The 13301-nt window shown below is 71.6% G+C and carries 14 protein-coding genes; 5 read left to right on the top strand and 9 right to left on the bottom strand.

Going from position 1 to position 13301, the window contains the following annotated elements; all coding sequences use genetic code 11:
* Nucleotides 1–40: 40 nt before the first annotated feature.
* Genes AW270_RS08575 through AW270_RS08560 form a run of 4 tightly spaced genes read right to left on the bottom strand, consistent with a single transcriptional unit; the run spans nt 41 to nt 2855 of the window.
* Entirely contained in the window at nt 41–787 is a 747-nt protein-coding gene (locus tag AW270_RS08575) for an SCO1664 family protein (protein ID WP_061292596.1), read from the bottom strand.
* The gene (locus AW270_RS08570; RefSeq protein ID WP_061292594.1) at nt 784–1353 is read right to left on the bottom strand and encodes a DUF3090 domain-containing protein; all 570 of its coding nucleotides are present in this window, start codon (nt 1351–1353) and stop codon (nt 784–786) included. The genes AW270_RS08575 and AW270_RS08570 overlap by 4 nt, the downstream gene beginning before the upstream one ends.
* 9 nt (nt 1354–1362) lie before the next feature.
* Nucleotides 1363–2040 carry an MSMEG_4193 family putative phosphomutase gene (locus AW270_RS08565; protein ID WP_061292592.1) on the bottom strand — a complete coding sequence of 226 codons (678 nt, stop codon included), beginning with the start codon at nt 2038–2040 and terminating at the stop codon, nt 1363–1365.
* Nucleotides 2037–2855, bottom strand: coding sequence for an undecaprenyl-diphosphate phosphatase (locus tag AW270_RS08560; protein ID WP_174549854.1), 819 nt, complete (start codon nt 2853–2855; stop codon nt 2037–2039). Before AW270_RS08560 ends, AW270_RS08565 begins: the two co-directional genes overlap by 4 nt.
* Before the next feature lie 43 nt (nt 2856–2898).
* Between AW270_RS08560 and AW270_RS08555 the strand changes: the two genes are divergently transcribed.
* Nucleotides 2899–3831: an aldo/keto reductase gene (locus AW270_RS08555; RefSeq protein ID WP_061292589.1), complete on the top strand. Its 933-nt coding sequence runs from the start codon at nt 2899–2901 to the stop codon at nt 3829–3831.
* 38 nt (nt 3832–3869) lie between these two features.
* On the opposite strand, the gene AW270_RS08550 is transcribed toward AW270_RS08555, so the two are convergent.
* Nucleotides 3870–4883 carry a cellulose binding domain-containing protein gene (locus AW270_RS08550; RefSeq protein ID WP_157521774.1) on the bottom strand — a complete coding sequence of 338 codons (1014 nt, stop codon included), beginning with the start codon at nt 4881–4883 and terminating at the stop codon, nt 3870–3872.
* Nucleotides 4884–5088: 205 nt separating this feature from the next.
* On the opposite strand from AW270_RS08550, the gene AW270_RS08545 reads away from it, so the two are divergent.
* Nucleotides 5089–5997 (top strand): hypothetical protein, encoded by a 909-nt coding sequence (locus tag AW270_RS08545; RefSeq protein ID WP_061292585.1) that lies wholly within the window; start codon nt 5089–5091, stop codon nt 5995–5997.
* A 10-nt stretch (nt 5998–6007) separates the two neighbouring features.
* On the opposite strand, the gene fabI is transcribed toward AW270_RS08545, so the two are convergent.
* Complete coding sequence (gene fabI / locus AW270_RS08540) at nt 6008–6772, bottom strand: enoyl-ACP reductase FabI (RefSeq protein WP_061292583.1); 765 nt, start codon at nt 6770–6772, stop codon at nt 6008–6010.
* A gap of 2 nt (nt 6773–6774) precedes the next feature.
* Complete coding sequence (fabG, locus tag AW270_RS08535) at nt 6775–7479, bottom strand: beta-ketoacyl-ACP reductase (RefSeq protein WP_061292581.1); 705 nt, start codon at nt 7477–7479, stop codon at nt 6775–6777.
* 119 nt (nt 7480–7598) lie between these two features.
* On the opposite strand from fabG, the gene AW270_RS08530 reads away from it, so the two are divergent.
* Nucleotides 7599–9092: a TldD/PmbA family protein gene (locus AW270_RS08530; protein ID WP_061292579.1), complete on the top strand. Its 1494-nt coding sequence runs from the start codon at nt 7599–7601 to the stop codon at nt 9090–9092.
* Nucleotides 9089–10456: a metallopeptidase TldD-related protein gene (locus AW270_RS08525; RefSeq protein WP_061292577.1), complete on the top strand. Its 1368-nt coding sequence runs from the start codon at nt 9089–9091 to the stop codon at nt 10454–10456. The genes AW270_RS08530 and AW270_RS08525 overlap by 4 nt, the downstream gene beginning before the upstream one ends.
* Before the next feature lie 54 nt (nt 10457–10510).
* Here AW270_RS08525 and AW270_RS08520 read toward each other — a convergent pair whose 3' ends face one another.
* On the bottom strand, nt 10511–10726 hold the full coding sequence (locus tag AW270_RS08520; RefSeq protein WP_061292575.1) for a dodecin: 216 nt from the start codon (nt 10724–10726) through the stop codon (nt 10511–10513).
* Between the two features lie 78 nt (nt 10727–10804).
* On the opposite strand from AW270_RS08520, the gene AW270_RS08515 reads away from it, so the two are divergent.
* The gene (locus AW270_RS08515; protein ID WP_061292573.1) at nt 10805–11122 is read left to right on the top strand and encodes a DUF3099 domain-containing protein; all 318 of its coding nucleotides are present in this window, start codon (nt 10805–10807) and stop codon (nt 11120–11122) included.
* Nucleotides 11123–11340: 218 nt separating this feature from the next.
* On the opposite strand, the gene AW270_RS08510 is transcribed toward AW270_RS08515, so the two are convergent.
* Complete coding sequence (locus AW270_RS08510) at nt 11341–13263, bottom strand: WD40 repeat domain-containing serine/threonine protein kinase (RefSeq protein ID WP_061292571.1); 1923 nt, start codon at nt 13261–13263, stop codon at nt 11341–11343.
* Between the last annotated feature and the right edge of the window lie 38 nt (nt 13264–13301).

Below are 13301 nucleotides of genomic sequence, written 5' to 3'. Positions count from 1 at the left end.
AATATCGTGCTCCGTCCAGCTCAGCGAGGCTCCAGGGACGTTATATCGGGGGCCAGGGGATCGCGGGCCAGTCGCCCGAGGGGTAAGGGTGGATTCCGGTGTCCAGAAGCTTGCGTACCCGGTTCCAGGTGGCCTCCACCTCGGCGGAGGTGAGCAGTTCTCGCAATCTTCGCCCGAGTCGTCCTCTCTCCAGTTCCTGGTCGAGATGGACCAGGACGGCGACCGCCTCGCGGGAGAGCGGACGGCCCTTCCACTGCCACAGCACGGTGCGGAGCTTGGTGTCGACGGAGAAGCAGACACCGTGGTCGACGCCGTAGACGTGGCCGTCGGGCAGCGGCAGGAGGTGGCCGCCCTTGCGGTCGGCGTTGTTGATCACGGCGTCGAAGACCGACATGCGGCGCAGCGCGGGCTGGCGGCTGCGCATGACGGCCATCAGGTCGGCGTCGGGGTCGGCGTCGATCCAGAGCTGGACCATGCCGGGGCCGAACGGGCCGTCGCGGTAGACCGTGGGCGGGACCAGCCGCCAGCCGGTGGCCACGGCCACCTCGTAGGCGGCGACCTCACGGTTGGCCAGAGTGCCGTCGGGGAAGTCCCACAGCGGGCGCTCCCCCTTGACCGGCTTGTAGACGCAGGCCGCGACCTGATCGCCCTGGCTGATCGTGCAGTAGAGGGTCATGTTGGTGGCCTCGACCAGACGGCCGGCCACCTCCAGGCGCCCGCCGCGCAGCAGGCGCATGGCCGCCGCGTCGTCGAGTTGAGTCCCCTCTTCCGCGTTCTCAGCGGTCATGCGGTGAGTCCCCCGGGGTGGTGTCCGTTGAGCCTGACGCAGATGTGACCCTCGGGATCGAGGGGTTGCCCGCACAGCGGGCAGGGAGGCCGGCCGGCGGCCACGACGTCGAGCGCGCGGCGGCTGAAGGCGCGCGCGGCGGCGGCGCTGATGCGCACGCGCAGGACGGCGGGCTCGGGCCGGTCGGGATCGCCGAAGATCGGGTCTTCCTCCTCCTCGGCGGTGGCCTCCTGTGCCTCGATGATCACCTGTGCGGTGTCCGGGTCCCAGGCGAGGGCCATGGTGCCGACGCGGAAGTCCTCTTCGATGGGGGTGTCGAGCGGTCCCTCGTCGGAGGTCTCGCCGACGGCCACGGCGGGGACGGGGGCGCGGCCGCCGCTGCGGCGCAGCACCTCGTCGAGCAGCTCGTCGAGCCGGTCGGCCAGCACGGCGACCTGGAATTTCTCCAACGAGACCGTGGTGATGCGCCCCTGCGCCCTGGCCTGCAGGAAGAAGGTGCGTGCGCCCGGTTGCCCCACGGCACCGGCCACGAACCTCTCTGGCGGATCGTAGTCGAAGACCGGCATAGCCCGACCTTACGTGGTCCCGGCTCCGCCGCCGACGGCGGCGTCGCTCCCGGCGATGTTTTCTCCTCCATCTTTGTGCTCCGGAGGCGGCTCCGGAAGCCCGAAATTTCGGGTGTCGTTAAGTCTGCGAAGAAAGGGGCGCAGGGGGGTGTATTCAATCACTGTGACCGATCCTGGGTCGACGTTGATCCGCTGGAACTGGTCGAGGTGCAGACCGAGCGCGTCGGCCACGATCGCCTTGATCACGTCGCCGTGGGAGCAGACCAGATAGGTCGCCCGCTCCCCCAGCCGGGCGTTCCAGTCGCGCACGGCCGCGACCGCCCGCGCCGACACGGCGGCCAGCGACTCCCCGCCCGGGAAGACCGCCGCGCTGGGGTGGGACTGCACCACCCGCCACTCGGGCTCCTTGGCGAGGTCGCCGAGCTTCCGGCCGGTCCAGTCGCCGTAGTCGCACTCGGCGAACCGGTCGTCGCGGCGGACGTCCTTCCCGAAGGGCTCCACGGTCTCCAGGCAGCGCTCCAGCGGGCTGGAGACGACCGCGTCGAGGGTCACCTCGTGGAGGCGCTCGGCGGCGTCGGCGGCCTGCCTGCGGCCCCGTTCGTCGAGGTGGACGCCCGGCGCGCGCCCGGCCAGGACCGGCCCGGTCAGCGGGGTCAGCCCGTGGCGCAGCAGCAGCAGGGTCGTCATGCCGTGATCACTCCCAGACCGAGCAGGGTCAGCAGCAGGGTCCCGGCGAACACCCGGTAGATCACGAAGATGTTGACCGAGTTCTTCGCCACCCATTTCAGCAACCAGGCTATCGAGGCGTAGCCGACCGCGAACGACACCACGGTCGCGACGGCGGTCGCCACCAGCGGCGGGCCGCCGCCGTCGCCGACGTGGCGCATCTCGTAGACGCCCGACAGCACCACCGCCGGGATCGACAGCAGGAACGAGTAGCGGGCCGCCGCCTCGCGGGTGTAGCCGAGGAACATCGCGCCGGTCATGGTCGAGCCCGACCGGGAGGCCCCCGGGATGAGCGGCAGCATCTGCCAGGCGCCGATGATGAGACCGTCTTTCAGGCCCAGGTCGGACAGTTGCTTGGCCTTCTTGCCGAACTGCTCGGCGGCCAGCAGGATCAGGCCGAACACGATGAGCATGGCCGAGTTGAGCCACAGGTTCCGGGCCGGGCCCTCGATCGCGTCGGAGAACAGCAGGCCGGCGACCGAGATCGGGATCGTGCCGAGGATGATGTACCAGCCCATGCGGGCGTCGAGGTCGCCGCGCAGGTCCTTGTCGGTCAGGCTGCGCAGCCAGACGGCGGTGATCCGCAGGATGTCGCGCCAGAAGAAGATCAGCACGGCCAGCATGGTGCCGAGCTGGATGACGGCGGTGAACGCGGCCCCGGGGTCTGCCCAGCCGGCCAGCTTCGGCACGATGAGCAGGTGCGCCGAGCTGGAGATCGGCAGAAACTCGGTCAGCCCCTGGACGATGCCGAGGATGACCGCCTCGAAGACGTTCACGGTCGGCCAGCTTAGAGCCTCGGACACGATACTCTGACTCGCAATGGATCAGCGATATGTCGGGCGCAGCGGCCTGTCCGTGTCGCGCGTCGGCCTGGGCACGATGACCTGGGCCCGCGACACGTCGGCCGAGGAGGCCTCCGCCCAGCTCATGACCTTCGCCGACGAGGGCGGCACGCTGATCGACACCGCCGACGTCTACGCCGGCGGCGACGCCGAGCGGCTGATCGGCCGGCTGATCAAGGAGGTCGTCCCCCGGGAGGACCTGGTGATCGCCACCAAGGCCGTGCTGACCCCCGGCGGGACGAACGGCTCGCGCCGTCACCTGATCCGCGCCCTCGACGCCTCGCTCGACCGCCTGGGCGTCGACGAGGTCGACCTGTGGCAGCTCCACGCCTTCGATCCCGACGTGCCGCTGGAGGAGACCCTCTCGGCCGTCGACATCGCCGTCGCGACCGGGCGGGCCGCCTACGCCGGGGTGTGCAACTACGCCGGCTGGCAGCTCGCGGCGGCCGGGGTGCACCAGCGCTCGGCGCCCGGCCGGTCCCCGATCGTGGCCGCGCAGGTCGAATACTCCCTGGTGGCACGGGAGGCCGAAGACGAGCTGATCCCCGCCGCCGGTCACGTCGGCGCGGGGGTGCTGGCCTGGTCGCCGCTGGGGCGGGGCGTGCTGACCGGCAAGTACCGCACCGGCATCCCGGCCGACTCGCGCGCCGCGACGCCCCATTTCGCCGACTTCATCCAGCCCTACCTCGACGAGCGGTCCCGCCGGATCGTCGAGTCGTGCGTGACGGCGGCCGAGGGCCTCGGCGCCTCCCCCCTGGCGGTGGCGCTGGCCTGGGTCCGCGACCGGCCCGGCGTCGCCTCGGCGATCGTGGGGGCCCGCACCCACGCCCAGCTGCTGGGCGTGCTGGAGGCGGAGAAGCTCGTGCTCCCCTGGGAGATCCGCGAGGCCCTGGACGACGTGTCGTCCTGACACGCCGACCAGGGCCCCCGGTGAACGCCGCCCGCGGGTCAGGCGCAGGCGGAGCCGTTGACGGTGAAGTCGGCCGGGGCGGGGTTCGCGCCGGTGTGCTCACCGTTGAAACCGATCCACAGGGTCCGGCCGGGCGCGATGTCCTCGTTCCAGCTCACGCCGGTGGCGGTGACCCGCTGGCCGCTCTGCGCCCAGTCCGCCGACCAGCCCCGCTCCACCCGCTGCCCGCTCGACGGGAAGGTGAACGCGAGCTCCCAGTCCTCGATCGGCTCGTCGCCCGTGTTCTTGATCGCGACGTTGGCGCTCATCCCGGCGCCCCAGGTCCTGGCCGAGTAGGAGACCTGGCACGACACGGCGGGCGCGCTGGGCGTGAAGACCACCGGCAGTGATTGGGGTCCCCAGCTGCGGTCCGTGTAGATGGGGCGGACCGTGACGGAGTACTCGGTGCCCGGCGTCAGCCCGGTGAGGGTCGCGGTGGTGCCGGGGACCGTCGTGAGCAGCTGCCCGCCCGAGAAGACCTGCCAGGCCGTGGCCGGTGAGCTGTAGGAGGGAAGCGTCCACGACAGCCGCACGCTGGTGGGGCTCAGCGGGGCCGCGACCGGGCGGCTCGGCTGCGGCTGCACGATGTCGTTGCTGATGGACACCTGGGTGACCGGCGACCGGGCGCTGCGCACGCCGTAGCGGTCGACGGCGACCACGTAGAGGGGATAGATCCTGGTCCCGATGGGGGTCGGGAGGTTGACCCAGCCCTCGTTGGGCCCCTGGAAGACGGCCCGGATGATCCCGTTCGCGCCGTCGTCCTGGTAGACCTCGTAACAGGCCACGCCGTGGTCGTCGGTCGACGGCGCCCAGCGCAGGGACGCGCCGTTGAAGAACCACCAGACGACCTCCGGCGCGCCCGGCGCGGTCGGCGGGGCGTTGACGGGCGGGTTCGGGGGGATCGGGCCGGTCCGGCACGTCATGGGGACGGGGCTCCCCGTGGGAGACGGGGTCGGCGACGGCGCCGGGGCCGCGAGCAGAGCGGCGGCGAGTACCACAGCGGTGATCTGCATGGACCCGATCGTCTGGATCGGCCGAGCCCGCAGTCAACGAGCGGGCCGTCGCGGTCCGGCCCGCAGCAGGTGACCCCTGAAAGGTTCAGAACCGAACGAGAAATGGTCTCGCGTATCACACCTGGATACCGAAGGGCGACAGAGCGCGAAATTCATCACCCGGTGGAGAGACACTGGACCGCGCCAACGAGCTGGGGAGGGGCACATGAGGATCGGACGGCGCGCGTCCAACCTCGGAGCCGGCCTGCTGGCCGTGGCCATCGGCGCCACCTTCCCGCTTCTCGCCGCGGAGGCCGCCCGGGCCGCCGACTGCGACCGGGGCGGCCTGCTTCCCGGGGTGACCGACGCGCTGTGCAAGGTGGTCGACGGCGCGACCGACATCGTCGACGACGTGACCAAGGGCGGCCTCGGTGACGTCACCGACACGGTCGACGACGTCGTCGGCGGGGTGACCGGCAGCGACAACTCGAAGTCGTCGACGGCTCCCGGCCAGAACAAGGACTCCGGCAAGCCCGGCAAAGAGCAGAAGAACAACGGGAAGAACGACTCGTCGACCGGCGCCGACTCCGGCGGGACGGACAGCGACGCGAGCAGCGTCTGCGGGACCACCTGCGGCCACAGCCCGGCGCCCACGCTCGACGCCGAGCCGGTGCGGGTGAAGCCCGCCGAGGCCACCGGGTCCGCCGACTCCGATGAGTCCACCGAGCCCGCCACGACGGGCCGGCGCGGGAACCACCGGGAGCGGCGGCCGGAACCCCGCCCCCAGTTCGTCACCACGGGCGAGTCGATCACCGCCTCGCCCGAGCCGACGCCCCCGCCGGGCGCCGAGCCCGAGCCGGTCCGCGTCGGCGAGGTCGCCCCGCCGCTGCTGTGGCCGGGCCAGCTGATCCCCGAGCTCATGAGCGACACCCGCAAGGCGCCGGTCCGGCCGAGGCAGGCCTACGACCCCGTCGCGACCGGGCTGACGACGCTGCTGCTGGTGTCGGCGGTGCTGGCCGCGCGGGTCGCGTGGCTCAAGCGGGCCAGGAAGGAAGAGCTGGAGGCGATGTGCCCGGAGGTGCTGCCGCTCTCCGGGCTCCCGCCTGCCTCGCGCAGGCGTCAGCGCATCGCCTAGGTCGGCACTCCTAGGCGCCCATGGCGTGGACGCCGCCGTCGACGTGGACGATCTCTCCGGTGGTGGCCGGGAACCAGTCGCTCAGCAGGGCCACGCAGGCCTTGGCGGCCGGCAGGGTGTCGGCCAGGTCCCAGCCCAGCGGGGCCTTGGCGGGCCAGGAGTCCTCGAACTCCTTGAAGCCGGGGATGCTCTTGGCGGCCATCGTGCGCAGCGGCCCGGCCGCCACCAGGTTGGCGCGGATCCCGTGTTTGCCCAGGTCGCGGGCGAGATAGCGGTTGGTCGCCTCGAGACCGGCCTTGGCCACGCCCATCCAGTCGTAGACCGGCCAGGCCTTGGAGGCGTCGAAGTCGAGGCCGACGACCGAGCTGCCCTGCTTCATCAGCGGCAGGCAGGCCATCGCCAGCGACTTGTAGGAGAAGGTGGAGATCTGGAAGGCGGTGGCGACGTCCTCCCACGAGGTGTTGAGGAAGTTGCCGCCCAGGGCGGTCTGCGGCGCGAACCCGATGGAGTGGACGACGCCGTCGAGCCCGCCGAGGTGTTCGCCGACCCGCTCGGCCAGGCTGTCGAGGTGTTCGACGTTGCTGACGTCGAGCTCCAGCACCGGCGGCGGCTCGGGCAGCCGCTTGGCGATGCGCTCGACCAGGCTGAGGCGGCCGAACCCGGTGAGGACGATCTGGCCGCCCTCCTCCTGGGCCAGCTTGGCCACGTTGAAGGCGATCGAGGCGTCGGTCAGGACGCCGCTGACGAGGATGCGCTTGCCCTCGAGGATTCCCATGGTCAGTGCCCCATTCCCAGACCGCCGTCGACGGGGATCACGGCCCCGGTGATGTAGGAGGCGTCCTCGCTCGCCAGGAAGCGGACGACGCGCGCGACCTCGCCCACCTTGGCCTGGCGGCCGAGCGGGATCTGCTTCTGGATCGCGGCCTGCTGCTCCTCGGTGAGGACGGCGGTCATGTCGGTCTCGACGAAACCGGGGGCCACGATGTTGACGGTGATGCTCCGCGAGCCGAGCTCGCGGGCCAGCGACCGGCCGAAGCCGACCAGACCGGCCTTGGAGGCGGCGTAGTTGGCCTGCCCGGCGGAGCCGAGGAGACCGACGACGGACGAGACGAGGATGATGCGGCCGCGCTTGAGGCGCAGCATCGGGCGGACGGCGCGCTTGGCGACCCGGTAGGCGCCGGTGAGGTTGGTGTCGATGACGTCGGTGAAGGTCTCTTCCTTCATCATCGCCAGCAGGGTGTCTTTGGTGATGCCGGCGTTGGCCACGACGACCTCGACCGGGCCGTGTTCGGCCTCGGCCTTCTCGAAGGCGGCGTCGACCGACTCCTGGCTGGTGACGTCGCACGGGACGCCGAAGAGCCCCTCGGGGGCCTGGCCGGATCGGTGGGTGACGGCGACGAGGTCTCCGGCCGCCGAGAGCTCCCGGGCGATCGCGAGGCCGATGCCGCGGTTGCCGCCGGTGACGAGTACAGAACGAGGCATGTACCCGACGTTACTAGTTACCAGTGGGTAGCCCCTTGTCCGCCGGGCACAAGATCGCGGCTGCGCCGTGGTGGGGTTACTCCAGATCAACATGTACGCGGCGGACTAGGATCCCCTCCATGCGTCAGATCGATCCCGACTTCCTCGCCCTGCCGCTGCGGCGGCTGGCCGACGCCGCCCTCCAGCGGGCCCGCGAACTGGGCGCCGAGTTCGCCGCCTTCCGCCTGGAACGGGTGCGCGCCGAGACGCTCCGCCTGTTCGACGCGCGCCTCGAAGGCTCCAGCGACGCCGACGACCTCGGTTTCGCCGTCCGGGTGGTCAAGAACGGCACCTGGGGGTTCGCCGGCGGCATCACCCTCACCCCCGAGGCGGTGGCCGAGGTGGCGGCGCAGGCCATCCTGGTGGCCGAGGTGAGCGCGCCGCTGAACCGCGAGCCCATCGAGCTGGCGGCCGAGCCCGTCCACGAGGGCGTGTGGGTGTCCGCCTACGACGTCGACCCCTTCGACGTGCCGCTGCGGGAGAAGGTCGCGCTGCTGGGCGACTGGTCCTCCGGCCTGCTGGCCAAGGGGGTCGACCACGTGTCGGCCTCGCTGATGCAGGTCAAGGAGCAGAAGTTCTACGCCGACTCGGCCGGCACGGTGACCACGCAGCAGCGCGTCCGCGTCCATCCCGCCCTGACGGCCATGAAGACCGAGGGCTCCACGTTCGACGACATGCGCACCCTCGCGCCGCCGGTCGGCCGGGGCTACGAATACCTGACCGGCACCGGCTGGGACTTCCCGGCCGAGCTGGCCGAGCTGCCCGACCTCCTCGCCGAGAAGCTGGCCGCCCCCTCGGTCAAGGCCGGCGCCTACGACCTGGTCGTCGACCCCTCCAACCTGTGGCTGACCATCCACGAGTCGATCGGCCACGCCACCGAGCTCGACCGCGCGCTGGGCTACGAGGCGGCGTACGCCGGCACCTCCTTCGCCACCTTCGACCAGCTGGGCGAGCTCACCTACGGCTCCCCGATCATGAACGTGACCGGCGACCGCACCGCCGAGCACGGCCTGGCCAGCGTCGGCTGGGACGACGAGGGCGTCGAGGGCCAGCGGTTCGACATCGTGCGCGACGGCACCCTGGTCGGCTACCAGCTCGACCGCCGGATGGCCCTGCTCAAGGGCCTGGGCCGCTCGAACGGCTGCGCGTTCGCCGACTCCCCCGGCCACCCGCCCATCCAGCGGATGGCCAACGTCTCGCTCCAGCCCGCCGAGGGCGGCCCGTCGGCCGAGGAGCTCATCGCGGGCGTCGACGACGGGATCTACGTCCTGGGCGACAAGAGCTGGTCGATCGACATGCAGCGCTACAACTTCCAGTTCACCGGCCAGCGCTTCTACAAGATCGAGAACGGCCGGCTGGCGGGCCAGCTCCGCGACGTCGCCTACCAGGCCACCACCACCGACTTCTGGCGCTCGATGGACGCCGTCGGCGGCCCGGAGACCTATGTGCTCGGCGGCGCGTTCAACTGCGGCAAGGGCCAGCCGGGCCAGGTGGCCCCGGTCAGCCACGGCTGCCCGTCCGCCCGGTTCCGCGGCGTGAAGATCCTCAACACGGTCCAGGAGGGCGGCAAGTGACCCCGCAGGAAGTAGTCGAGCGCGCGCTGGCGCTGCCCGGCGCCGACGACCGCGTCGTCATCGTCGACGAAGACACCACCGCCAACCTGCGGTTCGCCGGGAACACCCTGACGACCAACGGCGTGGCCCGGGGCTCCCGGCTGACCGTCGTCTCGATCGTCGGCGCCGGGACCGGCGTGGTCTCGCGCTCGGGTGTCACGCCCGAGCAGATCGCCGACGTGGTGGGCGCGGCCGACCAGGCGGCGCGCGACGCGCAGCCGTCCGAGGACGCGCGCCCGCTGGTCGCGGGCGAGGTGGCGGCCGACTGGGACCGCCCGGCCGAGGAGACCTCGATCGCGGTCTTCCGCGACCTGGCCCCGGCGCTCGGCGAGGCGTTCGCGGCGGCCGAATCAGGCGGGGGGCGGCTCTACGGCTTCGCCGAACACCTGGTCAACTCGGTCTTCGTCGGCACCAGCACCGGCCTGCGCCGCCGCCACGACCAGCCGACCGGCCGCCTGGAGCTCAACGCCAAGTCGCCCGACATGACCCGCTCGGCGTGGGTCGGCGCGGCCACCCGCGACTTCACCGACGTCGACATCGCCGCTCTCGACGCCACGCTGGCCCAGCGCCTCGAATGGGCCAAGCGCAAGATCGACCTGCCCCCGGGCCGCTACGAGACCCTGCTGCCCCCCGGCGCGGTGGCCGACCTGATGATCTACCTCTACTGGTCGGCGGGCGCCCGCGACGCCTTCGACGGCCGCACCGTCTTCGCCAAGCCCGGCGGCGGCACCCGCGTCGGCGAGGAGCTGGCCAAGCTGCCGATCGACCTCTACAGCGACCCCGCGCGGGCGGGCGTGGAGTGCGGCGGCTTCACCGTGGCCCACACCTCCAGCCGCGAGCAGTCGGTCTTCGACAACGGCTTCGACCTGGGCCGGACGAAGTGGATCGCCGACGGCAGGCTGGAGAACCTGATCCAGACCCGTCACTCGGCCGAGGTCACCGGCCTGGCCGAGACCCCCGCGATCGACAACCTGATCATGGAGGGCCCGTCGGGCGGCCGGTCGCTGGAGGAGATGATCGCGGCCACCGAGCGCGGGCTGCTGCTGACCTGCCTGTGGTACATCCGCGAGGTCGACCCGCAGACGCTCCTGCTCACCGGACTGACCCGCGACGGCGTCTACCTGGTCGAGAACGGCGAGGTGACGGGCGAGGTGAACAACTTCCGCTTCAACGAGTCGCCGGTCGACCTGCTCGGCCGGATCACCGAGGTCGGCGCGGCCTCGCAGACCCTGCCGCGCGAGTGGAACGACTACTTCACCCGGACGATCATGCCGCCGCTGCGGGTCCCCGACTTCAACATGTCGACCGTGAGCCAGGCCAACTGATCTGACAAGGCTGTCAAGGGGCGGTCCCGTGTTGCACGGGACCGCCCCTTTCTGCTATTCGGAGTCTTCCAGCCGGAACCCGACCTTCATGCCCACCTGGAAGTGGGCGACCTCGCCGTCCTGGATGTGGCCGCGGACCTCCGTCACCTCGAACCAGTCGAGATGGCGCAGCGTCTGCGACGCCCGCCTGATCCCGTTGCGAATGGCCTGGTCGACGGAGTCCCCCGACGTTCCCACGATCTCGGTCACCCGGTAGGTGCGGTCAGACATCGTGCCTCCCTGTCGTCGCGGAGTTGATCATAACCCGCCGCCCGGAGGACCTCCGGGGCCCGGGATTAGTCTTGAACCGTGAACCTGTTTCATCGGCGGCAGCCGACCGTTCATCAGGTGACCGACGCGCAGCCGTCCCTGTCGGCCGACATCCGCAGACGTGAGATCAGCTACGTGATCAAGATGTCGATCCGGGTCGTCTGCCTGATCCTCGCGGTGGCGTGGCCGGGGGCGCCGGTGTGGCTGAGGGTCGCCTTCATCGCCGGCGCCGTGCTTTTGCCGTACCTTGCCGTGATCGGTGCCAACGAGCGGGGAAAGGACCTTCCTCCACCTCAGGACATGGGCGGGGCTAACCAAAACGAGATACCACGGCATCGACGCGAGATCGGGTCGTGACTAAGTCTTGACGCATCCTAAGGGTGGTAGGTGTACAGTTTAGCCAAGCGCTCTGGTCCCCCGTCGGAGCGCTGGTGCCGGCGTTCCGGGCCCCCGTCGGAACGCCGATGAAGCGACGCCGGGTGGTTTGCCCCCGTAACCACCCGGCGTCGCCCTATTCCCAGACCTTTGCAGGCGCCTTTACTCCGCCTCGTTCTGGACGAAGATTTTTCCCCGCTTCACATGATCTTCCACAGCTGGACCGTGCGGTCGAAGCTCCCGGCGGCCAGCAGCGTCCCGTCGCGGTTGAAGGCGACCGTGCCGACCCGGTCGCCGAAGCCGGTGAGGACGTCCACGAGAGAACGGCCCGCCACGTCCCACAGGCGCACCGTCCTGTCGGCGCCGGCCGTGGCGAGCAGGGTCCCGTCGGGGCTGAACGCGACCGCGGACACCGAGTCGGTGTGACCTGGCAGGACCGCCGCCTCCCTGCGGGCGGCCACGTCCCACAGGCGCACCGGCAGTTCGCCGCCGACGGTGGCGAGCAGGGTGCCGCCGGGGTTGAAGGCCACCCCGTGGACCGACGCGGTGGTCAGCAGGCTGAGCGGGCGGGCCCCTGCGGGCAGGTCCCACAGCAGCACCGAGGGGCTGGACCCGCCACTGGCCAGCAGCGTGCCGTCGTGGCTGAACGCCACCGAGGCGGCTCCCCCGGCGTGGCCGTCGAAGGTGTCCTTGAGGGTGCGGCCGGACATGTCCCACACGCGCACCCCCTTCTCGCCGCAGGCCGCAGCCAGCAGGGTCCCGTCGGGACTGAACGCCGCCGACGTCACCATGTCCGGATTTTTCAGGACGCCCACACGGACGCGGCCGACCACATCCCAGACCATTGCTTCCCTGTCGCCGCCAGCCGTGACCAGCAGTGATCCCTGGGGGTGGAACGCCACCGCGTTCACCCCCATCGTGTGCCCCTTGAGCGCGGCCACCCGCTCACCGGCCGCCACGCTCCACAGCTCCACCGACGGATCGCCGCTGCCGCCGGTGGCCAGCAGCGTCCCGTCAGGGCTGAACGCCAGCGCGAACACCCCGCCCTCGCGGGTGAGCGTGGCGGCATGACCCACCACGACCGACCTCTTCGTCGCTTCGGGGGCAGGAGTGTCCGACGCGGCGTCCCCGAGCTCGAACGCCCGGAAGACCCCCACACCCGCGAGCACCGCCCCCACCCCGAGCCCTCCGGCCAGCAGCACACGACGACTGATCACCCGGCCCGCGGAACCATCCACACGCCCACCACCGCCCTCACCGCTGGACAGACCGGCGATGCCATCACCAGGCGGGACGGCGACCGTCTGCCCGAGAGGGTGAGCCGGGGCGAGGCGGGTCAGGATGTCGGCTGGGGTGGGGCGGTCGGCGGGGGGTTTCGCGAGGCAGGCGGCGACCAGATCGCGGAGGCCGTGGGTGGTGGGGACCCTCGTCAGGTCGGGGGCGTCGGCGGTGACGCGGTGGACGACGGCGGGTGGCGACGGGGCGTGGAAGGGGCTCTGGCCGGTGGCGGCGAAGGCCAGGACGCAGCCGAGAGCGAAGACGTCGGCGGCCGGGGTCGCCGGGTGGCCGTTGAGCTGCTCGGGGGACATGTAGGCGCAGGTGCCGACGAGCGCGCCGGTCTCGGTGAGGGTGCTCGCGTCCAGTGGGCGGGCGATGCCGAAGTCGATGATGCGGGGGCCGTCGTCGGCGCAGATCACGTTGCCGGGCTTGAGGTCGCGGTGGACCAGCCCGCGCTCGTGGATCGCCGCCAGGCCCTCGGCGAGCCCGGCGCCCAGGGCGGCGACCGCGTCGGCGGTGAGGGGACCCCGGCCGGAGACCAGCGCGTGGAGCGACGGGCCGGGGATGTGGGCGGTGACCATCCACGGCCGGTCGGCGCCGGGGTCGGCCGCGACCACCTGGGCGGTGTGGTGCCCGCCGACGCGGCCGGCGGCGTCGATCTCCCGGGCGAAGCGGGCGCGGTATTCGGGGTCGCCCGCGTGGTGGCCGTGGATGCGCTTGACCACGACGACCCGGCCGCCCGGCGACCGGGCCAGGAAGACCTCGCCCATGCCGCCCGCGCCGAGCCGCCCCTCCAGCCGGTAGGGCCCGATCCGGTCGGGATCGTCGGGCAGCAGCGCGTCCATGATCGGCGAACCCCTCGTCAGGAAGGACGACCTGAGGG

Origin of the sequence: Herbidospora cretacea, from assembly GCF_001570605.1 — a bacterium.
GTDB classification, from domain to species: domain Bacteria; phylum Actinomycetota; class Actinomycetes; order Streptosporangiales; family Streptosporangiaceae; genus Herbidospora; species Herbidospora cretacea.
The sequence above is the reverse complement of the archived record's forward strand: the minus strand, read 5'-3'. Positions and strand labels throughout refer to the sequence as shown.